This window comes from Gordonia sp. (in: high G+C Gram-positive bacteria) (assembly GCF_052106715.1).
Lineage (GTDB): Bacteria > Actinomycetota > Actinomycetes > Mycobacteriales > Mycobacteriaceae > Gordonia.
In genome coordinates this window covers 22,784-48,937 of sequence record NZ_JBQEDL010000012.1, presented here as the reverse complement: position 1 = coordinate 48,937, position 26,154 = coordinate 22,784, and the positions used below count along the sequence as shown (strand labels likewise).

General features: G+C 65.8%; 24 protein-coding genes. 5 read left to right on the top strand and 19 right to left on the bottom strand.

Going from position 1 to position 26,154, the window contains the following annotated elements; genetic code table 11:
• Positions 1-55: 55 nt before the first annotated feature.
• From ACTIMF_RS08285 to ACTIMF_RS08270, 4 genes are all read right to left on the bottom strand, one after another.
• A complete protein-coding gene (locus tag ACTIMF_RS08285) occupies positions 56-883 on the bottom strand; it encodes a mycofactocin-coupled SDR family oxidoreductase (protein ID WP_442349858.1) in 828 nt (275 codons plus the stop codon).
• Between the two features lie 73 nt (positions 884-956).
• Entirely contained in the window at positions 957-2,651 is a 1,695-nt protein-coding gene (locus tag ACTIMF_RS08280) for an FAD-dependent oxidoreductase (RefSeq protein ID WP_442349801.1), read from the bottom strand.
• A 129-nt stretch (positions 2,652-2,780) separates the two neighbouring features.
• Complete coding sequence (locus tag ACTIMF_RS08275) at positions 2,781-3,203, bottom strand: nuclear transport factor 2 family protein (protein WP_442349800.1); 423 nt, start codon at positions 3,201-3,203, stop codon at positions 2,781-2,783.
• 31 nt (positions 3,204-3,234) lie between these two features.
• A complete protein-coding gene (locus ACTIMF_RS08270; protein ID WP_442349799.1) occupies positions 3,235-4,356 on the bottom strand; it encodes an NDMA-dependent alcohol dehydrogenase in 1,122 nt (373 codons plus the stop codon).
• 82 nt (positions 4,357-4,438) lie between these two features.
• Between ACTIMF_RS08270 and ACTIMF_RS08265 the strand changes: the two genes are divergently transcribed.
• On the top strand, positions 4,439-5,749 hold the full coding sequence (locus tag ACTIMF_RS08265) for an MFS transporter (RefSeq protein ID WP_442349798.1): 1,311 nt from the start codon (positions 4,439-4,441) through the stop codon (positions 5,747-5,749).
• Between the two features lie 21 nt (positions 5,750-5,770).
• Here the strand turns inward: ACTIMF_RS08265 and ACTIMF_RS08260 are convergent, their stop codons facing one another.
• The gene (locus ACTIMF_RS08260; RefSeq protein ID WP_442349797.1) at positions 5,771-6,667 is read right to left on the bottom strand and encodes an SMP-30/gluconolactonase/LRE family protein; all 897 of its coding nucleotides are present in this window, start codon (positions 6,665-6,667) and stop codon (positions 5,771-5,773) included.
• Positions 6,668-6,841: 174 nt separating this feature from the next.
• Between ACTIMF_RS08260 and ACTIMF_RS08255 the strand changes: the two genes are divergently transcribed.
• From ACTIMF_RS08255 to ACTIMF_RS08245, 3 genes are all read left to right on the top strand, one after another.
• Entirely contained in the window at positions 6,842-7,759 is a 918-nt protein-coding gene (locus tag ACTIMF_RS08255) for an alpha/beta hydrolase (RefSeq protein WP_442349796.1), read from the top strand.
• Positions 7,760-7,774: 15 nt separating this feature from the next.
• Positions 7,775-8,077 carry an EthD family reductase gene (locus ACTIMF_RS08250; protein ID WP_442349795.1) on the top strand — a complete coding sequence of 101 codons (303 nt, stop codon included), beginning with the start codon at positions 7,775-7,777 and terminating at the stop codon, positions 8,075-8,077.
• A 265-nt stretch (positions 8,078-8,342) separates the two neighbouring features.
• Positions 8,343-9,083, top strand: a complete 741-nt coding sequence (locus tag ACTIMF_RS08245; protein ID WP_442349794.1) for a FadR/GntR family transcriptional regulator — start codon at positions 8,343-8,345, stop codon at positions 9,081-9,083.
• A gap of 4 nt (positions 9,084-9,087) precedes the next feature.
• Here the strand turns inward: ACTIMF_RS08245 and ACTIMF_RS08240 are convergent, their stop codons facing one another.
• From ACTIMF_RS08240 to ACTIMF_RS08205, 8 genes are all read right to left on the bottom strand, one after another.
• Positions 9,088-9,711 carry a TetR/AcrR family transcriptional regulator gene (locus ACTIMF_RS08240; protein ID WP_442349793.1) on the bottom strand — a complete coding sequence of 208 codons (624 nt, stop codon included), beginning with the start codon at positions 9,709-9,711 and terminating at the stop codon, positions 9,088-9,090.
• Complete coding sequence (locus ACTIMF_RS08235) at positions 9,690-10,484, bottom strand: enoyl-CoA hydratase family protein (RefSeq protein ID WP_442349792.1); 795 nt, start codon at positions 10,482-10,484, stop codon at positions 9,690-9,692. The genes ACTIMF_RS08240 and ACTIMF_RS08235 overlap by 22 nt, the downstream gene beginning before the upstream one ends.
• Positions 10,485-10,617: 133 nt before the next feature.
• The gene (locus ACTIMF_RS08230) at positions 10,618-11,775 is read right to left on the bottom strand and encodes an acyl-CoA dehydrogenase family protein (protein WP_442349791.1); all 1,158 of its coding nucleotides are present in this window, start codon (positions 11,773-11,775) and stop codon (positions 10,618-10,620) included.
• A gap of 143 nt (positions 11,776-11,918) precedes the next feature.
• Entirely contained in the window at positions 11,919-13,955 is a 2,037-nt protein-coding gene (locus ACTIMF_RS08225) for an acetyl/propionyl/methylcrotonyl-CoA carboxylase subunit alpha (RefSeq protein WP_442349790.1), read from the bottom strand.
• Positions 13,956-13,966: 11 nt separating this feature from the next.
• A complete protein-coding gene (locus ACTIMF_RS08220; RefSeq protein ID WP_442349789.1) occupies positions 13,967-15,565 on the bottom strand; it encodes an acyl-CoA carboxylase subunit beta in 1,599 nt (532 codons plus the stop codon).
• Positions 15,566-15,607: 42 nt separating this feature from the next.
• Complete coding sequence (locus tag ACTIMF_RS08215) at positions 15,608-16,807, bottom strand: acyl-CoA dehydrogenase family protein (protein WP_442349788.1); 1,200 nt, start codon at positions 16,805-16,807, stop codon at positions 15,608-15,610.
• 112 nt (positions 16,808-16,919) lie between these two features.
• Complete coding sequence (locus tag ACTIMF_RS08210) at positions 16,920-18,623, bottom strand: acyclic terpene utilization AtuA family protein (protein ID WP_442349787.1); 1,704 nt, start codon at positions 18,621-18,623, stop codon at positions 16,920-16,922.
• Between the two features lies 1 nt (position 18,624).
• On the bottom strand, positions 18,625-19,410 hold the full coding sequence (locus ACTIMF_RS08205; RefSeq protein WP_442349786.1) for a TIGR03084 family metal-binding protein: 786 nt from the start codon (positions 19,408-19,410) through the stop codon (positions 18,625-18,627).
• 113 nt (positions 19,411-19,523) lie between these two features.
• Between ACTIMF_RS08205 and ACTIMF_RS08200 the strand changes: the two genes are divergently transcribed.
• Positions 19,524-20,399, top strand: a complete 876-nt coding sequence (locus tag ACTIMF_RS08200) for a PaaI family thioesterase (RefSeq protein ID WP_442349785.1) — start codon at positions 19,524-19,526, stop codon at positions 20,397-20,399.
• 66 nt (positions 20,400-20,465) lie between these two features.
• Here the strand turns inward: ACTIMF_RS08200 and ACTIMF_RS08195 are convergent, their stop codons facing one another.
• The 6 genes from ACTIMF_RS08195 to ACTIMF_RS08170 form a co-directional block, all read right to left on the bottom strand.
• Complete coding sequence (locus ACTIMF_RS08195; RefSeq protein WP_442349784.1) at positions 20,466-21,710, bottom strand: hypothetical protein; 1,245 nt, start codon at positions 21,708-21,710, stop codon at positions 20,466-20,468.
• A 4-nt stretch (positions 21,711-21,714) separates the two neighbouring features.
• Entirely contained in the window at positions 21,715-21,906 is a 192-nt protein-coding gene (locus ACTIMF_RS08190; RefSeq protein WP_442349783.1) for a ferredoxin, read from the bottom strand.
• Positions 21,906-23,288, bottom strand: coding sequence for a cytochrome P450 (locus ACTIMF_RS08185; RefSeq protein WP_442349782.1), 1,383 nt, complete (start codon positions 23,286-23,288; stop codon positions 21,906-21,908). Before ACTIMF_RS08185 ends, ACTIMF_RS08190 begins: the two co-directional genes overlap by 1 nt.
• Positions 23,289-23,441: 153 nt before the next feature.
• A complete protein-coding gene (locus tag ACTIMF_RS08180; protein ID WP_442349781.1) occupies positions 23,442-24,227 on the bottom strand; it encodes an SDR family oxidoreductase in 786 nt (261 codons plus the stop codon).
• Between the two features lie 6 nt (positions 24,228-24,233).
• Positions 24,234-25,484 carry a cytochrome P450 gene (locus tag ACTIMF_RS08175; protein ID WP_442349780.1) on the bottom strand — a complete coding sequence of 417 codons (1,251 nt, stop codon included), beginning with the start codon at positions 25,482-25,484 and terminating at the stop codon, positions 24,234-24,236.
• Complete coding sequence (locus ACTIMF_RS08170; RefSeq protein ID WP_442349779.1) at positions 25,481-26,068, bottom strand: TetR/AcrR family transcriptional regulator; 588 nt, start codon at positions 26,066-26,068, stop codon at positions 25,481-25,483. Before ACTIMF_RS08170 ends, ACTIMF_RS08175 begins: the two co-directional genes overlap by 4 nt.
• Positions 26,069-26,154 lie beyond the last annotated feature (86 nt).

Here is a 26,154-nt window from a genome sequence, read left to right as displayed (position 1 = left end):
GCCATCATTCCATGATCATAGTAAATATGATTATCACCACTGTGTCAACGGTCACTCAGGCACGGACGGCAGCTCCCGCATCGACTGGGAACGGGACGCCCGTCACGTATCGCGCCTCGTCGCTCGAGAGGAACAGCACCGCGTTGCTGATATCCGCGGATTCGACCCACGGCACCTGCAGTGCATTGAGGGAGACGAAGCCTTCGCGCACGTCGTCGACGGTCGGCTCGGTGACGTCCGGGGCGAACATCGCGTACGTGCCCGGGTTATGGATCATCGTCGTGTCGACGTTGGTCGGATGCACGGTGTTGACCCGAATTCCGTAGGGGGCCAGCTCGTTCGCCATGGTCCGCATCAGGCCGACGATCCCGTGTTTGGCCGAGACGTAGTGTGCGACGTTCTGAATTCCCTTGAGTCCGCCGATCGATGACGTGAACACCATCGAACCGCCGTTGCCCGCGGCGATCATCGGCTCGATCGCGACCTTGGCCGTATGGAAGACCCCAGTCAGGTTCACGTCGATCATGTCGCGCCACTCCTTCGCGGTGAGCTCCCACGACTTCGCGAACGACGCGATGCCTGCGTTCGCGACCACCGTGTCGACGTGGCCGAACTCGTCGAGCCCCTTACCGAAGGCGGCCTGCAGTCCGTCGAAGTCGCGGACGTCCGCTACCTCCGCCACCATCCGGCGGCCGGTCTTCTCGACGAGCTCTCGCGTCTCGTCGAGGTCGTCGGGTGTCGCGAGCGAGTACGTCGACACCGAATCGATGTCGGCGCAGATGTCCACACCGATGATGTCGGCGCCCTCTTCGGCCAGCCGGACCGCGTGACTTCGGCCCTGCCCCCGTGCGACGCCGGTGATGAAGACGACCTTGCCCTGCATACGATTTCCCACAGCTACTCCTCCATTGTTCGGTCGAGCGTTGTTCGATCGGGTCGAGGTCCGACCCGAGTAGTCAAGCGATCGGTGCACCCGCGAGCTCGTGACCGATGAGATAGGCCAGCGTGAGGCCGCGGCCGAGAGCGATGCCCGAGTTGTACGCCGTCCCCGTCGTGGTCAGCGCTGCGACCGAACCTGCGGCGTACAGTCCGCGAATCGGCGCACCGGATCTTCCGTCGAGCACCCGGCCGTCACCGTCGATGTGCACACCGGAGGTGCCGATCCCGGTACCGACGAATCGCAGACGGATCCCGAAGAACGGCGCCTGCTCGATCGGTCCGAGCACCGGCGACGGCGTGTTGTCGGGATCGCCCGCGAATCGGTTGACGTAGTCGACACTGCCGCGACCGAAGTCGGGATCGTCTCCGTCCCGGGCGAATCCGCTGAACCGTCGGGCGGTCTCCTGTAGGGCCGCACCGTCGATACCGAGCTGAGCGCCGAGGTCCGCCAGAGTCTGCGCCTGCTGCACCCAGCCCTCGGGATACTCGCCGCCGGGCGGCGTCGCGGCCAGGCCGTACTTGAGGCGGTGCTGATCGTCCCAGATCAGAAAGAAGGGTAGGTGACGGTCGTCCGGATCCAGGGTCTTGCGGCAGATATCGACCCAGTACGAATCGTTGCAGTACCGGCGCCCGGTCCGGTCGACGATCATCGAGTGCGGCATCGCGTACTCGGGTCCGTAGCCGAAGCCGGTCCCCACCTGAGATCGCCAGCCGGGCAGGATCGGCGTGGCGTTCGCGGGAATCCTCGCGAGTTCACCGCCGACCGACTGCGCGAGACGGAGTCCGTCACCCCGGATCGATTCCGGAGCGACCGACCCCCAGTCCTCGGGCTCGAGTCCGAGGATGTCCGACACGGCCTCCGGATCCCAGTCGTAGGTGCTGGTCGCCAGGACGACCGGCCCGGACACCTGGACCTCACCAGTCGGAGTCTGCGCGCGAACACCAGTCACTGCACCGTCCTCGTCCTGCAGCAATGCGGTGACTCGATGTTCCAGACGGATCTCGATCGACGGCTCGGCGAGCACCCGGCGCAGGAACGACGCGACCACGCCCGTGCCGTAGGTCAGCGGATCGCCGTCGGCGGGACCGTCGAACCCGGTGTCGTCTGCGAGGCCGAACGCGGGCAGCCCGGCGTGCGAGTGCTTCGCAGCCTCGCCCTCGTTCCCGTCGTCGTCGACGTACGTCGCCCTTCGCCCCTTGTCGAGCAGTTCCCGGTAGGTCGTGCCGACCGGGAAGTACGGGCTGTACCGCAGTTTATCCCGCCAGGACCCGAGCACCGATCCGTCGATGACCTCGTTGGTGAGGTACCTGCCCTGGGGCAGCGCCCCGTCCGCCTCATTGTGGTAGTCGGCCAACCCGGGGATCACCGTCCAGCGGATCGCGTCGAGTTCCTCGAAGTACTTCATCGCTGCGGGCGAGGTCTCGAGCCACCGCATCAATGCGCCCTCGTCGAGTACGTCGGGTGCCAGATGCCGAGCGACGTCGCGAATGTAGGTCTCGGCGAGGTCGAGAGAGTCGCCGGCTATGCCCTCGCGCCGCGCGACGTGGTTGGCGCCGCACCAGATCTGCCCTCCCGAGTAGGCCGCAGCGCCGCCGACGAGTTCCGCGGCCTCGAGGACGATCGCCCGCCGACCGTTCGTCGCGCTCGCGAGCGCGGTGGCCAGACCCGAGAGCCCGCCGCCCACGACCACGATGGGTTCCGTGGTGTCCATGTGTGTCTCCTTGATCAGATCAGCTGCTGCAGGCGATCCCCGACCCGAAAACGGCAGCGATGAGCGCCTTCCCGGCCAGGACGGGCCGAGACGGACGCTCACCGAGCGGGAGTCAGGCAGTGGTGTCGGTCAGACTTCGAAGCCGTCCATCTGCGGGGTGGTCATCGGTGAGATGACGCGTTCGGAGATCTTCCAGCCGTCTGACGTGCGGACGTATTTGTCGCGGTTGAGCGCGATCGCCTTGATCGCGGCGCCGTTCTTCATCTCGGCCTCTGCGAACACGTAGTTCGTGCCGTGCGCGTGATCATCGTCGTCGAAGTCGATGATGTGGTTGGTCAGGATGTGAGCACCGCGTTCCACGGCTGCTGCGTCGGCGACGAAGAACGCGTGGATGGCGTCATACCCCTCGTAGCGTTCCAGTCCGACGGCCGTCGCATCCCACACGCCGTCCGAGGCGAAGGCCGACGCGGCCTCGTCCGGATCGGCGAGGTCGAGACCGCGTGCGTACAGGTTGGTGGCACGCACGATGTCGTGGATGTCGTCTGCTCGCATGAGTGTCCTCTCAGGTGATCGTCGGCCGGGGTCAGAGGTCGTACATGATGACGCCGCGGATGTTCTTGCCCTCGCGCATGTCGGCGACGGCCTCGTTGACCTGCTCGAGTTCGTAGGTCTTGGTGACCAGCTCGTCGAGTTTGAACTCGCCGCGCCGGTACATGTCGGCGATCAGCGGGATGTCCCGTCGCGCATTGGTCGAGCCGTACAGAGTGCCCTGCAGACGCTTACCGCTCATCGCGAAGGTGAACAGGTCGAACGGGACGTCGCGCTGGGTGACCGGGGCGGCCGAGGTGAGCACGAGGGTCCCGCCGCGGCACACCATCTCCTGCGCCGGATTGAGCAACTCGCCGTGGGCGACGTCGACGGTGATGAGCACCTTGTCGGCGCCCTGCCCGTTAGTGATGTCGGAGACCAGCTCTGCGGCCTGCGTCATGTCACTGACCGTGTGGGTGGCGCCGAACTTCTTGGCCTGGTCACGCTTGAACTCGACCGGGTCGACTGCGATGAGGTTCTTCGCGCCCTTGTGCAGAGCACCCTGCACGGCGTTCATACCGACTCCGCCGGTGCCGATGACGACGACGGTCTCTCCGAGCTGGACGTCGGCGGCGTACACCGACGACCCCCATCCGGTGGGTACGCCGCACCCGATGAGCGCGGCCTTGTCGAGTGGGATGTCCTTGCCGATCTTCACACACGAATCGATGTTGACCACGACGTACGGCGCGAAGGTCCCGAGGTAGGAGAACGGGCCGACGCCCTGCCCCCGCGCGTGAACGCGATAGGTTCCGTCGGGCGCGAACCCGCCGAGGACGCCGGCACCCATCGTGCACAGGTTGGTCAGTCCGACGTTGCACTTCTCGCAGTGACCACATGCCGGCATGAATGACAGGACGACGTGGTCGCCGACCTCGAAGTCGGTGACGTGGGGACCGACCTCTTCGATGATGCCCGCGCCTTCGTGTCCGCCGATGATCGGTGCCCAGTCGAGCGGGATGTCACCGGTGTCGACGTGGTCATCACTGTGACAGATGCCCGACGCCGCGAGCTTCACCTTCACCTCTCGGCTCTTCGGCGGATCGATCTCGATCTCTTCGACGCTCCAGCCCGACCGAGTCCCGGGCTCCCAGATCAGCGCACCCATTGTCTTCATCAAGTTCTCCTCAGAGTCGCCCGTCGCCGCTGTCGACGAGATATGTGCCACTGCATAGGCATCACGTGATCGACGTCTCGTGATGCTAATCACGCTAACCATTATCATGATAGAAGTAAAGTGCGCAGATCAAAGAATTGCTCAGAGAGTGACCGAGGAAGTGGAGTACGAGCAGGTGAGAGCGATTTATTCATCGGTTGACTCGCCAGGGTCCCGCTTAGCAGCGGCCTATGGATCGGCCGCCACGGTCGCGTTCTGCCTTCTCGTGGTCGGCTCGAACATCCCTGGCCCGCTACTGCCGATATACCGCGACCGACTGGATCTGAGCACCGTCACGGTCACCGCATTGTTCGCCGCATATCTGGTCGGACTCGTCGCAACGTTCACCGTCGTCGCCCGCACTCGCCTCCCCGCGTACTCCACGCACATGCTTGCCGCCGCCGTCGCCGTGTGCTTCGCCGGCGACCTGGCACTGCTCGTCGGCGTGGACACCGTCGCGTGGCTGTTCGTGGGTCGGGTTCTGGTCGGCGTCTCGGTCGGACTGGGGACCGGTGCGGCGGCGACCATCGTCCTGGCGACCAGGGGAGAACGCGGCCGCGCGATCGCCGCGACCGGCACACTGCTCGGATCGTTCCTCGGCCTACTGCTCGCAGCCGTCGTCGCCGACATACTGCCCGGGCCCACCACTACCGTCTACTACATCCACCTCGCCCTACTGGCGCTCGCAGCCGTCGCACTGGCGGTGACCCACGCGAGGTCGCGAGACACCGTGCCGCACCTCATCCGAGGATCGGTTGACGAGCCGACCGGCTTCCCGGTGGCCGAGGCCCACTCACCTCGGGTTCACTCACCTCGCGTGCGATTCGCCGGGTTCGCGCTCGGCACCGCCGGATGGGCGATCGGCGGGGTGGTCGTCGGGCTGCTCCCGACGGTCGTCACCGATATGACGGGTTCCGGGTCGATCCTCGTCACGGCTCTCGGTCCTATCGTGCTCATCGGCGTCGCCTGCATCGCGCCGCGCATCATCGCGCCGCTGCGGTCGCCTGTGAGCGCGTGTGCGATCGGCGCGGGCGCCGTCCTCTGCTTTCTCGGCGTCTGGATGAGCAGCCTGCCGACGATCATCGTGTGTTGCGTGGTGTGGGGTGTCGGACAGGGATTCGCCTACGCGAACGGGTTGAGAATCGTCACCGCCGGACTACAGCCGGTGGATCAGGGTCGCATCGCATCGCAGTACGCCTCAATCGCCTACGGATTCACCAGCGTCCTCTCGGTGTCCACCGGCTTCGTCGTAAGTGCGTTCGGCATGGTGACAGGCCTCGGGTACGCAGCCGTCGTCTTCGTCGCACTGACGTGCACCACACTGAGCCTGGGCTACCGCAGATGGCCTGACTGACCGGCCGGCTCCCCTCCGCCGTCAGATCCGAACGGCAAGCAGGCTGGCATCCCGCGTGTCGCGGCGTTGGTGCTCCGACGACGACGGAGCAGCGCACCCGAAGAGCACGTCTCGGTTCGCACCGCCCACCGCACACGCGAACACCCCTGTGTCGAAACGCTTCTCGTCGAGGACCTCCCCGCCTTCGGCGACGCGAATGACCCGACGATTGAGCGCGTCGGCCACCCAGATCGTGCCGTTCTCGCCGATGCAGATGCCGTCCGGAGCGACCTGAGAAGCCGCCATCGCGTCGCGCACAGAGGTTCGGGGAACCTCCGGACCGAATGCGGCCCACACTCGCCGCCGCGTCAAGGCACCCGCCTGATCGAGATCGAACGCAGTCAGGCGATTGCCCATGCTCTCTGCGACGACGAACGTGCGGACGCCGTCGTCAAGCGAGCCCAGGATCACCGAACCGTTGGGGAAGAGCAAGTCGTTCGCGGCCACTCTCGACGATCCGTCCGGGGCAACGTGGAGCAGAACCGCCGACTCGACGTAGGAGCGCGAACGGAACTCGAAACCGAACGTCGAGATGAACGCGTGACCGCGCTCGTCCACGGTCATGTCGTTGAGCTTTCCAGTCGCGAGTCGTGAGAGGTCGGCGTGCTCGGACATCGACTCCGGATCGTTCGCGTCGTCGCGAACGAGGACTTTCCCGTCGACCATCGACACGATCAGCAACCGCCCGTCCGGCAGCCAACCGAGTCCCGATGGCTGATCCGCCATCCGGGCCTCGAGTCGCACATCATTGCCGTCACCGACCGAGAGAACCTCGTGGGCATACAGGTCAGAGACCCAGAGCCGACCGTCACGCCATCGGGGGCACTCGAGGAACGCACGCCCGTCCAGCACTGTCTCGATCGTGGACTCGTTCGTCATCAGTTCTCCTCACTCGCATTCACAGCCCACACGATTCTGGACCGACTCGACCCAATCATGCACATAGTCTCGAGCACATCTCAAACGCCGCTGTGATCGTTGACACCTTCTAGGTTCCATACTTATGATGAGCATCAATATTCCTTAGTCGATCGACGAGAAGGCGACCTCAGAATGAGTTTGGACGAAGCGACCGCAGCATTCCTCGCGCAGGCTGCCGAGGGTGGCGGCAAGCCGCTGTACGAGATGACACCGGACGAAGTCCGCGCGATGAATGACGGCTTCATCGACCTGTACGGGCCGGGCCCCGATATGGCCTCTGTGGAGAATCTGGCTGTCGACGCGGCCGACGGGTATCAGATCCCGGTGCGAATCCTCTCCCCCTCCGACAACCCGCGCGGCGTGCTGGTCTATTACCACGGTGGCGGCTGGGTGATCGGCACTCCGGACCAATTCGACACGCTCGCAAGGCAACTCGCAGTGGGCACCGGATGCACCGTGGTCCTGCCGGACTACCGTCTGGCACCGGAGAACGTCTATCCCACCGCAGCCAACGATGCGTGGGACGTTCTCGTCTGGACCGCGGAGCGTTTCTCCGGACTCCCCCTCATCGTGAGCGGCGACAGCTCCGGAGGCAACCTCGCCGCAGTCGTCGCACAGCAGGCTGCTCACGCGGGCGGCCCCGACATCTCATTCCAGGCGCTCGTGTACCCGGTCACCGACAGCGACACCGACAACGCAACCTACCTCGATCCTGCCAACCAGCTGATGCTCGATAAGAAGGCGATGGATTGGTTCTGGGAGTTGTACACCCCGGACGCCGGCACCCGTGCGAATCCGAACGTCTCTCCTCTACAGGGCGACGTCACAGGCACCGCGCCCGCCCTGATCGCGATCGCCGAGCACGACGTGCTCCGCGGCGAGGGCGAGGCGTACGCCGCCAAACTCGAGGCGGCGGGCGTGCCCGTCCAGACACGCGTGTTCGACGGCCAGATGCACGGCTTCTTCCAGTTCGTGAATATCCTCCCGGGGTCGGCCGCCGGCGTCGAATACGTCTGCACCGCAGTCTCCGCCCACCTCGATTCGCTGTAGAGAGAGGACCCGCCCGTGTTCCGTATAACCGTCAACTACAACCACCCCGAGAACCCCGAACAGTTCCTCGAGCACTACCGCACGGTCCACGCCCCATTGACCGCGACGATGCCCGGCGCGAAGTTCGAATGGGGCGTCTGCGAGACGCTCGACGGAACCACGCCCGAGCACTTCGTCGTCGGTGTCCTCACCTTCGACTCGAAGGAGGCCGCGATCGCAGGCCTGTCGTCGCCCGAGGGCCAAGCAGGCAGCGCCGACATGGCCAACTTCGCGGCTGCAGGCGCAGTGATCGATATGCACGAAGTCAACGCCACCTGATCCTCCTGCCAGGTCCGCGCCCCGACTCCTGGTCGGAGCCTCTCCTGACGAAGCGACTCCCTCCCCGCACCGGCCGACTGCTGAGTTCAGTAGTCGGCCGGTGTCGTCGTGTGACCACTGCGTCCGGCACGTCGTCGCCAGTAGTACCGTGATGTCTGTCATGTTTCGTCCGCTGCGCAGACTGTGCGCGTGCGGGCCGTCGGTCAGAGGGGGTCATTCGAGTGCACACCGGTAGGTTCGAGCGTTCGGCGATCGGAGTCCACAGGTGACGGGCCCGTCGCGGTCGCCGAAGGCCGCGGTGGTCGTCAGCCAGCGGATCGTTCAAGAAGCGCTCGATGCCGGACTCGGTCCCGGCGACCTCCTGCCCTCCGAGAAGATCATGGTCGAGAAGTACCAGATCGGGCGCGGTACCCTTCGCGAGGCGCTGCGCCTACTCGAGTTCCAGGGCGTCGTCGTCATGAAGCCCGGACCTCGCGGCGGGCCGGTCCTACAGAAACCGACCGGCGCATTCCTATCGGGTGCATTCGTGCTGCTGATGCAGTTGCGGAACGCCCCACTGCGATCGATCTTCGATGCGCGACTGTCCATCGAACCGGTCATCACCCAGTTGGCGGCGGCCAACATCTCCGACCAACGACTAGCCGAAGTCGGCGCCACGGTGGAGCGGATGTCGGCGGCGCTCAAGAGCGACCGGCGCGCCTTCCTGGAAGCCAATAAAGAATTCCACGACATCATCGCGTGGTCGACCGACAATCCCCTCCTCGGATACCTCGCGGACTCCCTGCTCGAAGTCACCAACAGCACGATCGTCGGCATGGATTTCCCGCAGGCGCGCCGAAAGGCGACCCTGGCCGCGCACCGGTCGATCTTCACCGCGATGAGCAACCGCGACGCCGACGCGTCGATGGCCGCGATGAGCGAGCACATCGACGACTACCTCAGGTATGCGGAGAAGAAATTCCCCGACATCATCGGATCGGTCGTCCGCTGGGACAGCGACCTATAACAGTTCAGGGACTCCCGAGTGCCGCCGTCAACTGCTCGACCCAAGTCCTGACGACCTGCGCGCGACGACGCGAGTCGTCCGACAGCGTCCCGGCGAGGCCGAGACCTCGGGCGAGGTCGAGTGTGGCCTGCGCGAGCCGGTACGCATTCGGGTCCGTTCCCTCGGGGTCGAGGCCTGCGAGTGTCATGGTGTGCGCGGCGCGCGCGAATTTGGCCTCCAACGGCAAGATCTGTTCACGGAGCGCTTGGTCGGACGCTGCGGCCGCCCACACCTGCAGTGCTGCACGGAAATTCCGTCCGACATAGATGTCGACAGCGCGCTCGACGACGACCTCGATCCGTTCCGGTCCGGCAGGCAAATCGTCCAGGTCATCGGCTGCGAGGGCGGTCAGGTCGTGGAACATCTGATCGAGCGCCGCAGTGATCAGCGCTTCCCGCGTCGGAAAGTGATGCTGTGCGGCACCGCGCGAGACTCCCGCAACTTCGGCCACGCGAGCGACAGTCGCCGCTGCCCACCCGTGATCGGCGAGGAGGTCGACCGTCGATGCCAGCAACCGTTCACGCGTCAGTCGAGAGCGGTCCTGCTGGGGCTCACGGGTCGGCACGTTCACGACGCGCTCGCGTCCCATGACGGCTTCTGCTTCGACATGAACGCCGTCATGCCCTCGTGTGCATCCTCGGAGGCGAACAATGCCGCCGACTCGGCAGCACGGGTATCCGCACTCGACCGGAACTGGGCGAGGACATCGGCGGTGGTCAACGCCTTCGACGCGGCCAAACCCTGTGGCGATGCCTTCCGGATGCCCTCGCAGATGCACTCGAGTTCGTGATCGAGGTGGTCGGCGGATCCGAGTGCACGGCTCACGACGCCCGACTCCTGTGCCTCGTGTGCCGTGAACGTCTCACCGGTCAGGAAAAAGCGGCCCGAGGCTCGTGCCGACATCTTCGGCAACAACACGAGGGAGATCATCGACGGGGCGAGGCCCAGCCGCGACTCGGTGAGCGCGAACGTCGCCTTCGGCCCGGCGATCGCGATGTCCGCGGCCCCGAGCAGACCGAAGCCGCCCGCGCGCACATGACCGTCGGCCACTGTCACGATAGGTTTCGGCATCTCGAGCATCGCCCCCATCAGATCGGTCATCGCCCTCGTCCCCTCGGCCGTCGCCTCTTCCGGCGAGAGACCGCGGCCGAGCGCCTCTTTCAGGTCTCCACCCGCACAGAACGTACCTCCGGTGTGAGTCAGCACGACGGCGCGGACGGCGTCGTCCGACGCTGCGTCGGCCAGCGCCTTCCGCAACTGCGCGACCAGCACCGAACTCAACGCGTTCCGATTCGCCGGCGAGTCGAGCGTGATCGTCGCGATCGCCGCCCGCACCTGTGTGCGGACAAGAGTCTCGGTCATCTTGCTTCCCTTGAGTGTTGTTCGATCACATTCTTCACTGCCATCGCCTGCGAGCCGTTCCGGGTGTCCCGTCGAACATTGTCCCGCTCGGCCTGGTCGCGTCGTCCGAGTCCCGGGACGATCGAGACTCCGATCAGTACGACTTCGGCAACCCAAGACTCGTCTGCGCCACGAAGTTGAGGATCATCTCTCGGCTCACCGGAGCGATTCGAGTCAGGCGCGACAACGGGATCATCGCTGCCACACCGTATTCCACGGTGAGACCGTTGCCGCCGAGCGTCTGCACCGTCTGGTCGACGGTCTTCACACAGGCTTCACCTGCCGCATACTTGGCCATGTTGGCCGGCTCGGCGGCACCCCACTCGTCACCGTCGTCGTACAACGTCGCGGCCTTCTGCATCATCAGTTTGGCCATCTCCAGTTCGATCTTGCACTGCGCGAGCGGATGCGAGATCGCCTGATGAGAGCCGATCGGGGCCTTCCACACGGTGCGGTCGTTCGCGTAGGCGACGGCCTTCTCGAGTGCGAAGCGACCCATGCCCACGGCGGACGCCGACGCCATGATCCGTTCCGGGTTGAGCCCCGCGAACAGCTGGCTCAGGGCTGCGTCCTCGGAGCCGATGAGTGAGTCGCCAGAGAGCCGGACCTCATCGAGGAACAGGGTGAACTGCTTCTCGGGGTTCTTCAGGTCCATGTCGATCATCGTGTGACTCAAGCCGGGCGCATCGGTCGGCACGATGAACAGGGCAGGCTTGAGACGGCCGGTCTTGGCGTCTTCCGTACGCGCGACGATCAACACGGCCTGCGCCTGGTCGACGCCCGAGATGAACACCTTCTGGCCGGACAGGATCCATTCGTCGCCGTCCCGGCGCGCCGTGGTCGTGATGTTGTGCGAGTTCGATCCGGCGTCTGGCTCGGTGATGCCGAACGCCATGGTGATGCTGCCGTCAGCGAGACCGGGAATCCACCGCTGCTTCTGCTCGTCCGTGCCGAACTTGGCGATGATGTTGCCGCAGATCGCCGGTGACACGACGAGCATGAGCAAGCCGGTTCCGGCTGCGGCGATCTCCTCCATGACGATCGCCAACTCATACATGCCCGCGCCGCCACCGCCGTACTCCTCCGGGAGGTTGACGCCGATGAAGCCCAGTTCTCCTGCTTCCCTCCACATCTCGTCGGTCTTACGGTCGGTGTTGGCACAGTCCAAGAAGTACTGCTGGCCGTACTTGCTCGCCAGCCCGCGGACGGCCTCGCGGAGGGCCTTGCGTTCTTCGGTCTCGATGAAGGTCATGGGTGATTCCTATCTGGTGGTCTCGACTCCGCTCGACCGGCGGAGAGTGGTCTCGACTCCGCTCGACCGGCGGAGAGTGGTCTCAGGTCCGGCTCGACCGGCGGAGAGTGGTCTCGACTCCGCTCGACCGGCGGAGAGTGGTCTCAGGTCCGGCTCGACCGGCGGAGAGTGGTCTCAGGTCCGGCTCGACCGGCGGCCAGGGCCTCCGGTTCGGTGATGACGGCGAGAACGTCGCCAACAGACACTTGGCGGCCGGCTTCGACTGCGAGGACCGATACGACGCCGTCCGACGGTGCGCTGATGGTGTGCTCCATCTTCATGGCCTCCAGCCACAACAATGGCTGACCGGCTGTGACGGTGTCTCCTTCGGACGCGGCGACTCGAATCACCGATCCAGGCATCGGCGCGAGTAGCGACCCGGGCCGTGTCTGAGCTGCCGGATCGATGTAGCGCGGCACACGGGTGAGCGCGACCGACGCGCCCGGCCAGTCGACGTTCACGGCCCCGTGCTCGGCCGCAGTCACCGAGTACCGTCTGGTGATTCCGCCGGACATGATGACGACCTCGTCCGCAGCGACCGAGCAGACGGTCGCATCGCTTAGATCGGGGAGCTCGATGTCGCCGCGACCGATCCGGTATCGCGCCACGATCTCGCCGCCCTGGGGGCTCGTGTACGTCTTGGTTTGATAGCCGGACGCGATGTTGCGCCAGCCTGACGGCAACGAGCCGACCGCGCGGGCCGCCGACCGATTCGCGGCCGAGGAAGCGAGCGCAGCGGCGAGGGCCGCAGTCGCGACGTCGTCGTCGGAGGCGAGCGGTGCCGCGAGGACGTCGAGTCCGACGGTGTCGAGGTATGCGGTGTCGGTGTCCCCGGATCGAAAAGTCTTGTCGCGCAATGTCCGGACGAGCATGTCTCGGTTAGTCACCAGCCCGTGGATCCTCGCATCGGCCAGCGCCCGGGCCAGCATCGCCGCCGCCCTGTCCCGCGTCGGCGCCCACGAGATGACCTTGGCGAGCATCGGATCGTAGAACGTGGAGATCTCGCTGCCCGCCGCGATTCCGGAGTCGACACGGATACCGGGACGGGTCAGCAGCTCGAACTGCGCGGCGGCCGGCAGGTCGAAGGCAGTGACCGTGCCCGACTGAGGCTGCCAGTCATTGCCCGGGTCCTCCGCATACAAGCGGACCTCAATCGAATGCCCGCTCGTGACCGGCTCGTCAGCGGGCAGTGCCTCGCCCTCCGCGACGCGGATCTGCCAGGCGACGAGGTCGGTGTCGGTCGTCAACTCGGTCACCGGGTGTTCCACCTGCAGGCGGGTGTTCGTCTCCAAGAAGAAGAAGCTGCCGTTCTGATCGGCGAGGAACTCCACGGTTCCCGCGCCTCGGTATCCGATCGAGCCCACGGCCAGGCGGGCCGCCGCATACAGGCGTTCGCGCATGTCCCCGCCGACCCGCTGCACGAGAGGTGCGGGAGCCTCCTCGATCACCTTCTGGTGGCGCCGCTGAATGGAGCATTCACGCTCGCCGACCGCCCACACGGTGCCGTGCTCGTCGGCCATCACCTGTACCTCGATGTGGTGGCCCCGGTCGATGTACGGTTCGCAGAACACCGTCGGGTCGCCGAACGCCGATTCGGCTTCTCGCCGGGCGGCCGCGACCGCGTCGTCGAGTTCGGCGACGTCGCGGACCACCCGCATCCCGCGTCCTCCGCCGCCCGAGGACGCCTTGATGAGCAGCGGCAGGTCCGACTCGGTCACCGCGTCGGGGTCGATGTCGGTGAGCACGGGGACTCCGGCCTTCGCCATCAGTTCCTTGGCGTTGACCTTAGAGCCCATCGCCGTGATCGCGTCCGCGGGCGGACCGATCCACACCAGACCGGCGTCGATCACAGCGCGCGCGAAATCGGCGTTCTCCGAAAGGAATCCGTAGCCGGGGTGAATGGCGTCGGCACCTGCGGCCTGCGCAGCCGCGATGATCTTCTCGGGTCGAAGATAGGTCTGCGCCGATGTCGAACCGGGAAGCGCCACAGCCGAATCGGCCATTCGGACGTGGGGTGCGTCAGCGTCCGGATCGGAGTACACGGCGACGGTGCCGAGCCCCATGGCCTTACACGTGGTGAACACCCGGCACGCGATCTCGCCGCGGTTGGCGACCAGTACGGACGTGATTGTCGTAGTCATGGAGTCTCTCCTCACATCCGGAAAACGCCGAAGTTGCTTGTGCCCTCGACGGGCGCGGTCGCGATCGCGGACAACGTCTGACCGAGGATCGTGCGCGTGTCACGCGGGTCGATCACCCCGTCGTCGTAGAGCATCCCCGACAGGAACGTCGGAACCGACTCCGCCTCGATCTGAGCTTCGATCATCGCCCGCATCCCGGCGTCCGCCTCTTCGTCGACGACGCCGCCGCGGGCCTCGGTCGCCGCGCGGGACACGATGGAGATCACGCCTGCCAACTGCTGCGCCCCCATGACGGCGCTCTTTGCGCTCGGCCAGGCGAACAGGAATCGCGGATCGTAGGCTCGGCCGCACATTCCGTAGTGGCCCGCTCCGTAGCTGGCGCCGACGAGGACCGAGATGTGCGGGACCGTCGAGTTGGAGACCGCGTTGATCATCATCGCGCCGTGCTTGATGATGCCTCCCTGCTCATATTCTTTGCCGACCATGTAGCCGGTCGTGTTGTGCAGGAACAGCAGCGGCGTGTCGCTGCGATTGGCGAGTTGAATGAACTGCGTGGCCTTCTGTGCCTCTTGCGAGAACAGAACGCCCTGCGCGTTCGCGAGGATCCCCACCGGGTACCCGTGGATCATTGCCCAGCCGGTGCACAACGACGCCCCATACTCCGGTTTGAATTCGTCGAAGTCGCTGCCGTCGACGACGCGTGCGATCACCTCGCGTGGATCGAACGGGATCTTCAAGTCGCCGGGCACGATGCCGAGGAGTTCCTCCTCGGCGTAGCGGGGCGCGACGACGTCGGCCGCCGGTTTCGGCCCCTTCTTGCGCCAGTTGAGTCGGGCGACGATCCGTCGTCCGATACGGACCGCGTCCTGCTCGTCTGCTGCCAGGTAGTCACCGAGACCCGAGGTGCGCGCGTGCATCGCGCCACCGCCGAGCTCCTCGTCGTCACTGACCTCGCCGGTCGCCATCTTGACCAGTGGCGGACCACCGAGGAACACCTTGGAACGTTCATCGATCATCACGACGTGGTCGCTCATGCCGGGAACGTAGGCACCGCCCGCCGTCGAGTTCCCGAACACGAGCGCGATCGTCGGAATCCCGGCGGCCGACAGCCGCGTCAGATCCCGGAACATGCGACCACCCGGAACGAACACCTCCTTCTGCGTTGGAAGATCAGCACCGCCAGACTCAACCATCGAGACCACCGGGAGCCGGTTCTGCAGCGCGATATCGTTGGCGCGCAGAATCTTCCGCAGCGTCCACGGGTTCGAGGTCCCACCTTTGACCGTCGGATCGTTCGCGACAATCATGCATTCGACGCCTTCGACGACGCCGAGGCCGACCACGACCGATGCGCCGACCGTGAACTGGGATCCGTGCGCGGCGAGCGGACACAGTTCCAGGAACGGCGAATCCTCGTCGATCAACATCTCGATGCGTTCGCGGGCAGTCAGCTTGCCGCGTTCACGGTGCCGCTGCACGTACTTCTCCCCGCCGCCCACCAGCACGGCGCGAAACTCGACGTCGAGGTCGGCGAGTCTGGCGTTCATGACGTCGGCGTTGGCGACGAATTCGTCGGACGTCGTGTCGACCCGAGACTTGAGAACAGTCATGTCAGGGTTCCTCCCACTGGCTTCATCTCTCTGGGTTCGGTTTCACTGGGCTCGGCCCGACTGGTACCCCAGTCGCTTCGCGGCCAGACCGGTCAGGATCTCGGTCGTGCCGCCGCCGATGCCGATGATGCGCATGTCGCGGTACTGGCGCTCCACCTCGGATTCGCGCATGTACCCCATGCCGCCGAACAGTTGGACGGCTCTGTTCGCGACCCATTCGCCCGCCTCGACGGCGGTGTTCTTGGCGAAGCAGACTTCGGCGATGAGGTCGTCGTTCGCACCGGGTGTGACCTGACCCGACTCGACGGCGACTCGCCGCTGGACGACGGCACGTGTGTAGGTACGTGCGACGTCGATCCGGCGCGCCATCTCGGTGACCGAGTCCTGCACCGACTGCCGGGTGATGAGCGGCTGACCGAAGGTCTCGCGGTCGCGGACCCAGTCGAGCGTCAGGTCGAGGCAGCGTTGCGCGCTCGCGTACGCCTGCACCGCAAGTGCTGCTCGCTCGGTGACGAACGCCTGCGCGATCTGCGCGAAGCCGGAGTTCTCCGGACCGACGAGGTTCTCGCGCGGCACCCGGGCGTCGATGAACGACAGTTCCGCGGTGTCCGACGAGAGCCAGCCCATCTTGTCGAGCTTGCGCGCCACCTCGAATCCCGGCGTACCCTTCTCGATGACGAGTAGGGACACCCCTGAGGCACCGGTCCCCGAGGTGCGGACCGCGGTGACCACAAAGTCGGCACGCACGGCCGAGGTGATGAAGGTCTTGGCGCCGTTGACGACATAGTGGTCTTCGAAGCGTTCGGCCGTCGTCCTGAGGTGTCCGACGTCGCTGCCGCCGCTCGGCTCGGTGATCGCGAGGCTGCCGATCATGCGGCCTTCCAGGGTAGGACGCACCCACCTCTCGATCTGCGCAGGGTCACCCGCGCGGATCAGATGTGGCAGGGCGATCCCGTTGGTGAACAGCGACGCGAACACACCGCCTGCTCCGCCTCGGTAGTGGAACTCCTCGCCGAGGATCGTCGCGTCGATCAGGTCGCCGCCAGATCCGCCGAGCTCTTCCGGAACCCCGAGCCCGAACAGGCCGATCTCGGCCGCGGCCAGGTGCAGTTCTCGCGGGATCAGACCGGTCCGTTCCCACTCGTCCTGGCGACCGATCACGTGTCGTCGTACGAACCTGGCGACGGTCTCGCGTAGCGCGAGCCGCTCCGGGCTGTCCCACAGTGGACTGGTTATGGGCATTGTTCTCCTTCTGAAATAACGAGTCCGGTGGCGTAGTCCCCCAGGCTGGTCGAGTAGTCCGAGCCGCTAGGCGAGGACGTATCGAGACCCCGTCGTCGGCCGCTCGGTGCGCTCACTCGGTCAGGCTCACTGGCACGTCCACCACTCGCGATCGAAGCCACTCGCCGAGACCTTTGGCCTGCGGATCGAAGCGAACGTTCTCGGCAACGCCGCGACCGAGGACGCCTTCGACGACGAAGTTGAGGGCGTTGATCTTCGGGAGCCGGTATCGGTGAACCCTCAGGTCTGCCACCTCGGGCAACAGTTCCTTGAGTATGGCGACGGTCAGCGTCTGGTCGAGCCAGGCGAACTCGGCGTCGCCACGAGTCCACACGCCGATGTTGGCGCTGCCGCCCTTGTCGCCGCTGCGAGCGCCGACGAGCTCGCCGATCGGTGCACGCCGGGTGGGTCCCCAGTCGTACACGACATCTGAGTCGGGAACGCTGACGTCGCCCGTCGGTTCGGTGCGCAAGGGGGACGGCTCGATCAGGACGGAGACGCCGTCGGGCTGATTGACACGGTGCTCGACGAGTCCGGCGTCGACGTAACCCGGTTCGAAGACGCCGTACGGCGCCCCGTTGCCCGGCGGTGACGTCAGAGTGAAGCCGGGGAAACTGGCCAGCGCCAGTTCGACGGCGGTCGCGCTGAACGGACGGCCGACCGCCTTGGCATCGGTGTCGCGAGCGACGCACCGCAGCAGAGCGCTGGCCTGCTCCTGTGTGTCGGCGTCGGCCCTGTCGAGACGGGACAGCTCCCAGGTCATCTCGGCGGGCCTCGTCGGCAGCGCCGCCTCGAACTGGTTCCGGAAGAGGGCGGCCTTCTCCTCGACGTCGAGACCAGTGATCACGACATCGATCTCGTTGCGCGTCCCCGCGAGGTGGTTGAGCGAGACCTTGAGGTCTTTGGGCGGCGCTTCGCCGTGCACGCCGGAGATCGCGACGCGATCGGCGCCGGCCTGCGCAAGTTCGATCGTGTCCATCAGCGCGGTGACGTCCGGGTTGTAATACCGCGGCCCCTGGATCTCGTACAGGAGTTGCGCTGTCACCGTCCCGACGCTCACGGCGCCGCCGGTGCCGCCGTGCTTCGTGATGATCGACGACCCGTCCACGGCGACTTCGGCGATTGGGAAGCCGAGCGGGCGGTCCATCGAGATCTCGCGGAAGAACGAGTAGTTGCCGCCGGTGGCCTGTGTTCCGCACTCGATCACGTGGCCCGCGACCACCGCGCCCGCAAGCGCGTCGAGGTCGCTGTAGCCCCAGCCGAACGCAGACGCAGCTGGACCGACGGTCAGGGAAGCGTCCGTGACGCGACCGGTGACGACGACGTCGGCCCCCCGGTCGAGCGCGGCTTTGATACCGAAGCCGCCGAGATAGGCGTTGGCAGTGATCGGCGTGCCGAGTCCTAGTTCAGCCGCGCGCGGCGCGAGGTCGTCGCCGTTGACGAAGGCGACCTGGGCGTCGACGCCGAGTTTCTCGGCGAGTTCGCGGAGTGCGACGGCCAGTCCGTGCGGATTGAGTCCGCCCGCGTTGACCACGATCTTCACGTTCTTGTCGACGGCGAGCCCGAGGCTGGTCTCCATCTGCCGCAGGAACGTCTTGGCGTAGCCGCGCGACGGATCCTTGAGGCGATCCCTCCCGAGGATCAACATGGTCAATTCGGCGAGGTAGTCACCGGTCAGGTAGTCCAGGCTGCCGCCATCCAACATCTCGTGCACGGCGCTGAGCCGGTCCCCATAGAAGCCGGATGCGTTGCCGATCCGGACGGAGTCGGAAGCCATATCAGTGTCCTTCCTTCAAGGGGGGCCGCCCCGGTCCGGGCGGGCCTGCGAAACATTGCGCGATCGATGCCCATTGCGTCGCGTCATCACCGACGAGTGCGAGATCGAGGTCGGCCAGGGCACGGCGCTGAGTCACGAGTGCTGCGAAGTCCAGGGCGGGTCCGCGAACGGTGTTCGACGCCTCATCCGGGCCCCACGTCCACACGTCGCCCCCTGGTCCGGTCAGCTCGAAACGGAATGGCTCGAGCGGCGGCGTGAGCCCGTTCACCAGGTAGGCGAAGTCTCGTGTGCGGACACCGATGTGCGCCACGTTGCGAAGCCGGTCGGTTGGCTGGACGCTCACCCCGAGCGCGTCTGCCACGTCGAGCCCGTGCGCCCAGGTCTCCATGATTCGCGCGGTCATCATCGACGGCGCAGACATCGGCGGCCCGAACCACGGGAGGCGGACACCGTCGGGAACGGCGACGAGGACGTCGACGAGTGAGCTGCGCGTCTCGCGCCAGTCGGCAAGGACCTCGGCAGGCGGACGCGAAGCCTCGAGTTCGGCTGCGGCGTTGACGAAGCCAGCCGCGTGGTCCATCCCCACGGCGAGGACATCGATCTCGAATCGGTCGGGATCGGTCGCCGCGATCAACGACACCCGGTCGGTCCAGAAGACATGACCGATCTGATGCGCGATCGTCCATCCCGGTGCGGGCGTCAACCTGGACCAATGGTCGGCGGGGAGGTCCGCGACGAGGTCGTCGAGCGCGGCGTACTCAGCCCGCAGATCGTCAGCGATCATCATGCGTCGAGCGTCACATACGACTCCGAAATAATCAAGCATGACTGATTTTTTCTACGAACGATGCCGTCGCCTGCGACACCGGTCACATGAATGCCCCTGGTAGACAGGTCGATATGAGCCACAGCCCTGCCGACCCATTCAACGCTTTCGCCGTCGGCCGGGACGAGGGCTTCGACGGAGCCGTGATGCATCAGTACCTCGGCACGTCGGTCACTGACCACCGCGGCCTCATCGAACTGCCCGCACTAGCCGTACTGTTCGACGATCTAGGCGGATACCGCTTCTACTTCCAGGATCCGTCCGCGTCATCATTGCAGTCGCGCTTGACGATGTCGATGCTGGCCCGTCCGAGCATCGACGAGAGACTGCAGGCGACCGCGGATCTGCGCATGTCCTCCCACGAGTACGGGACCACCGTTGTCGAGATCACCGGCACCGACGGCCGAGTGCTCTGCTCAGGTCTCGCGCGCAACGTCCGGGTGGGCCGCGCACAGAACACTGACGCCGGGTCAGCCTCCGCCACCCCTCAGGGCCTGAACGACCTGCCCGCCGTCGGCGGTCCGCCCGCCGACGCCACCGGAAGAGAAGTGATCGACGAGATCCGACGCGGCGCGCCGATCGGCCCGATCGCCGAGCTTCTCGGCGGGTCGATCTCTGCCGCGGACGACGACGGCCTCAGCTACACGACCGAGACCGCGCCGTGGATGGGCAACATGATGGGCACAATGCACGGCGGAGTGATCGGCGCGGTCGTCGCCCAAGGTTGTTCGTTCGGCGCCCAGCACTACACACGCGCAGGCCAGCAGTACCAGATCATCGACTTCACCGTCGCGTTCCTACGCTCCCCCGCCGTCGACGGGCGCCGTATCCACACCCGCGTCACCCCGGTCAAGCTCGGGCGTCGACTGTCGGTGTTCGACGCCGATCTGCGCGACGACGACGGGACACTGCTCGCGCATGCGACGGCGGACGTGCGTTTCGACGTCTGAGGCGAGGGTGAGGGGTTCGACTCGCTTCGCTCACTCAACCGGCTGAAACAGACACACGCTCGCTGGTCACACCACCGTCAACGGGAGCGCACGCGACGGCCCGCGGTCGGCGAAGGTGAACGATGCTCCGCCGGAGAACCGGACGATCGCAACCTCGCCTGTCTCGCTCTGCGGTTCGCCGCGGCCGATGCGGACCACTCTCTCGAGCGGAGTGTCGATCCTCTCGCCGACGACCCACGTCGGGTCGACCGCGGTCGCCGCGGCCTGCAGGGCGTCCAGCCTGCCCTCGTCGAGGAGACGGAGCCACCCGCCGTCGTCCAGTGCCTTCGAATCACGGGAGATGTGGACCTCGACCCGCTCGTCGTCGATCGCCTCGGCGTAGAAACCCGTGTACTGCCGCGGACCGAACACCGGATTCAGATTCAGTACGTCGGCGAGCGCCTCCGCGTCAGAACGGTCCTCGCACACCGCCGACCGCACTCGCTCGGAGGCGATGCCCGCAATGCCGATGAGCTGCTTGTCGAAAATACCGTCCGTCGCGATGTCGTCTGCGCGGCGACTCACTGCGTCGAGGAAGCCGAGCGCCAGAAGTTGGTGCTGGAGAGTCACTTCCTCCAGTACTCGTCGCAGCGCCGACGTCGACCATTCGGCGAAGTTCACGTCCTCCATGAGTGGCCCGCGATAGTCGACGAACCCGTCCGTCGCGTCCACGTCGATCGGGGTCAGCTCCACCGCCGCGGCCTGCGTGACCAGCATCGGTTCAGTCACCTTCGGCAGCGGAAGTTCTTCGCGATCGGGCTCGATCGTCACCACCCATTCACAGTGCGGCGCACGGTCGGCAGGCACTCGCGGCGGACGATGCACCGGTCGGATGCGCGCTCGCCGATTGGTCGCGATGGCCGTCGCGTCGAACGTCGGGTCCTCGATGGTGTGACACATCGCGGTCACGTATTCCTCGCCCATCGGTTCGACGTCGAGCAATGCGCCGCAGTGGTCCAGCACGAACGCTCCGTGATGATCGTCGTCGACGCGGTACCGGAAGTCCATGAACTGAGGCGGTGCACCGATGTCGAACTGCAGGCACTTGAACATGTCGACGACGCCGTCGCCGTCGATGCCGAGCGCCGCCCGGATGCGTCCCGTGTACACGGGACTGGCGGCCATCCACTCCTCGATCGCGACCTGCGCCATGCCTTCCCGACCGAACGCCGAGATGAGGTGCGCCATGCCGCTCCGGTCGATCAGCTGTCCGGTCAACAGCAACTCCGGCACGAGTGCGGCGAGTTGATCCTTGGTCAGTCGATCAATCATCGGTTCACTCCTCGAGGATCTTCAGGGCTTGCGTCGGACAGAATTGCACGGCGGCTTCGACCTCGGCGCGGCGCGACTCGTCGGGGGTCTCATCGAGCAGGTTGACGCTGTCCCGGCCCGCTTCGAAGACGTCGGGGGCCTCCATCTCGCACATCCCGTGCCCCTGGCACAGATCCAGATCGACGACGACGCGCATCACGACGCCTCGGCGGCAGTCTCAGTGCCGTTCACGTCCCGGCGCCGGTAGGCCACGCGGCACGGCTGCTGCAGCTGGACGACCATCTTCGAGTGATCGTTTCGGTAGCTGTCCGGCTCCTGGACGAGGCTGAACTCGTAGTTGCGCAACAGGACAGAAAAGATCGCCTTGAGCTGCATCATCGCGAACTGAGCGCCAACGCACCGGTGACGACCCGCACCGAACGGGATCCACGTCCACCTGTTGACGAGGTCTTCCTTACGGCCTTCCGCGTACCGGTCCGGATCGAACGAGTCGGGGTCCGGGAAGTCTTCTGGCAGACGATTCGAGACGGCGGGCGACACCGCGACCGACTGCCCCTTCTCCACGGTCACGCCGCCAACCTCGAACGCCTCCTGCACCACACGCATGAGAATGATCAGCGGCGGATGCAGGCGCAGAGCCTCCTTGAGAGCGCCTTCGAGTCTCGGAATCTGCCGCATCGCCGCGAACGAGTATTCGATGCCGTCAGCGTAGATCCCGTCGAGCTCTTCGGTGACCTGCGCGAGATGATCGGGATTCTTCAACAACTCGATCAGCGTCCACGCCGCTGTGCCCGACGTCGTGTGGTGGCCGGCGAACATCATCGAGATGAAGATGCCGGTAACTGTGTTCGCGTCGAACATCGGTGAGCCGTCGTCGTTCATCAGCGAGACGAGCACGTCGACCAGGTCACGGTCGTCCTTGTTCTCCGGCGGGTTCTCGACCCGTCCCTGCATGACCTTCCCGATGAACTCGACGAGTTCGGCGCGGGCGGCGTCGCGGCGCCGGAAGCTCTCGATGTCGGCGTGCATGTCGACGTACGCGATCGGGTCCGTGCCCTTCTCCAAGTCGTGGAAGAGATGAGCGACGTGGGCGTCCAACTCCTCGCGGAACTTGCCGCCGATCAGACACGACGACGACGTGTACAACGTCAGTTCGGCGAAGAACTCCAGAAGGTCGATCTCCCCTTCGTCGCCCCAGTCGGCGATGATGCGTTCGACCTCGAGGGGGATGGTCACCGCGTGCTGCTTCATGTGCGCACCCTTGAGCGCCTGGTTGTGCAGCATCTCGCTGCGCCGTTCCGGGCTGGTGTCGAAGACGACGCCCTCGCCGAACACCGGTGTCATGAACGGATACGCTGCCGCCTGATCGAGCACGTCGTCGGGGGCACGGAAGAACTCCTCGTTCGCGGCTGCGCCGCTGACCAGAACCACTTCGCGGTCGGCCAACTGGAACGCCCCGACGTCGCCACACTCGTCGCGCACCCGCTGGAACAGAGCGATCGGATCGGTGGCCATCTCGTCGAGATGGCCATGCTCGCCTGCCCCGCCGGACACGCGCTTAGAGGTGACAGCAGTCATGTCGGTTCTCCTTGAGACTGTTGATGTTTTCGGGGGTTGGGGGATCTCGACTCCGCTCGATCAGCGGAAGGATCTCGACTCCGCTCGATCAGCGGAAGGATCTCGACTCCGGTTCTTCGGAGCAGAGTCGAAGGGCTCGACCGGCAGCGAGGCTCAGCCAGAGGTCGTGGCGGTCAGTTTGCCTTCGGCCTCGACGTCGACGGCTTTCATGTGCGCCCCGGGCGGGAGCGTCACCATCGCCTCGACCGCGTGCGCGAGGTTGTCGGGTACCAGGAAGTGCCCGTGTCGGGCGAGACCGAACTCGACCCAGTCGCCGAGCATCTCCTCGGTGGCCTTCTGATCGAGATTCATCCCCATACCGGTCATCGTCTGACCTGGTCGGACCAGACCGGCGCGGACGCCCGTGCCTTCGAGTTCCATGTATGCGGTCGCGACGAGCCCTTCGACGCCGTACTTGGCCGCGACGTACGCCGACGACCAGGGTCGCGGGTGCGAGACCACATCCGAGCTGATGAACACGAAGTCACCGCGGCGTCGTTCGATCATATCGGGCACCACTGCGCGATACAGCCGGTAGGCGCCGACCAGGTGCACGTCGATCTGTGCCGCCCACTCGTCCACCGACATCTCATGGGCGCGGCCGATCTGCAGGTCACCCGCCCCGGAGACCACGATCTCCATCGGGCCGAGTGCGTCCTGCGCGGATCTCATTGCCGAGGCCACCGATTCGGTCGAGGTGACATCGAGTTCTACGGCGAGCGCTTCACCGCCTGCACCGTTGAGTTCGTCGGCTAGTGCGGTGAGCTTGTCGATTCGGCGGGCGGCGAGCGCCACCGGATAGCCGAGACCGGCCAGACGTCGGGCGGTGGCCTCGCCGATCCCGGACGATGCGCCTGCGACGAGAACGGGTCGACGGTCGGGGTGAGGTTGGAATCTCATCGTGGGTCACCGGGCCTTCACGGTCATGGGGAGGTCGGCGAAGCCGCGGACGTTCACCGAGTGAACGCGGGCCGCACGTTCGAAGTCGATGTCGAACGAGCTGACGGTCTGAGCGATCTTCGCCAGACCGATCTCGGTCTCCAGTCGAGCGAGGTGCGCACCGAGACAGAAGTGTGTGCCCAGGCCGAAGCTCATGATGGTGCGGTCGCTGTCACGTCCGATCACGAACTGGTCGGCGTCCTCACCGAAGACCTCCTCGTCTCGGTTCGCCGATCCGATCAACAGCAGAACCCGGTCGCCCGCCGGGATCGTGAACTCGCCGTACTCGACGTCTTCGACGACTCGGCGGATCAACATCTGGGTGGATGTGTCGTAGCGCAACGTCTCCTGCACCCATGGAGCGACGGCTTCGAGGGCGGCGTCCTCGTCGGTCGCCGCCGCGATGATCGGGGCGATCTGGTCCGAGTCGCGCCCACCCCAGAACATCGAGTTCGCGAGCAGCTTGGTGGTGGTCTCGTTACCGGCCACGACCATCAGCATCATGAAGCCGACGATCTCCTCGTCCCCCAACGCAGTGCGTTCGCCTCCGTCGACGAGTTCTGCGGTCGTCAGCGCCGACACCAGGTCCTCGCCTGGGTTCTTGCGGCGCTCGGCCAGGAGCGAGGTGTAGAAGCCGTGCAGATCGAGGTAGGCGTTGATCGCGCCGGGTGGGACGTCGGTGACACCCTCTTCGCGGTGGATCAACAGATCCGACTGTGCCCGCAGGTGCGCGCGATCGGATTCCCCGACGCCGAGGAGTTCGGACACCACGTCCATCGGAAGTAGTCCGGCGAAGTCGTGCACGAAGTCGAATTCGCCCATCTCCAGGCACCGATCCCAGTGCTGAGCGGTCAGTTCTGCGATACGGGGGGCGAGCTGGCCGACACGGCGCGGTGTGAAGCCTTTCGAGACGAGCTTGCGCAGACGCAGGTGCCGCGGATCGTCCATCGCGAGGAAGCTCATCGCGTACTCGGCGTTCTCGTTATAGGCGGTCGGGTCCAGCGACACGCCCCAACTGTTCGACAGTCGAAGATTGTCCCGAAAGGCGTCGGCGACATCGTCGTGACGCGACAGCGCCCAGAAGTCGCCCTCTGAGTTTCGGTACACGGGAGCTTCGGCCCTCAGCCGCGCATACGTCGGATACGGATCCTCATGAAAGGCGTAGTCGTACGGGTCGAACGGAACCCGTTGCTGCATACCCGAATCAGCGACTGTCATGCGTCGCGTCCCATCAGCAGTGCGGCGGCCGCGACGAGACGATCCGACGTCGCCTCGTAGCTGAGGTGCCCCATGCCCGCAGTCACCAGGCCGCCCGCGTACAGCATCTGGAGCGCGTCGACGAGCCCCCGTGGGTCGTCGACGTCGTCGCCGACTGCCGCCGCCAGTCGGTCGTGGATGAAGCCACCGATCCGGAGTCGCAGATGCTGCGACTCCGGATCGTCGGACAGAAGCGCGACCGTGACCGCGCCGCCGAGTTGCCCCTCCCCTGCGACGACCATCGACACTCCGCGCAGGACCTGCGCGACACGCTCGAACACCGGCGACGCCGGATCCGGTTCGGGGACGCCGACCGCGAGTCGACGCCAGAACACCTCCGCGACGAGGTGCCCCTTCGAGCTGAAGTACGTGTACGCCGTCGCCGGAGCCACCCCGGCCCGCTTCGCGACGTCGCGCACCGACAGCTTGTCGAATCCGTCCGCCAACACGATCTCGACCGCCGCATCGGTCATCCTCGCGATCTTCTCGGCCTGCTGTGGCGTGAGCCGTCGACGAGTGGATTCGGTTTCCAAGGAAGTGGACATGCGACCGACCGTACTCGCGAACCGAAATAAAGTCCAGACACCTGTCCAGAATAGAATCCGGTTGGTAGTCGGCGCAGATATGGAAT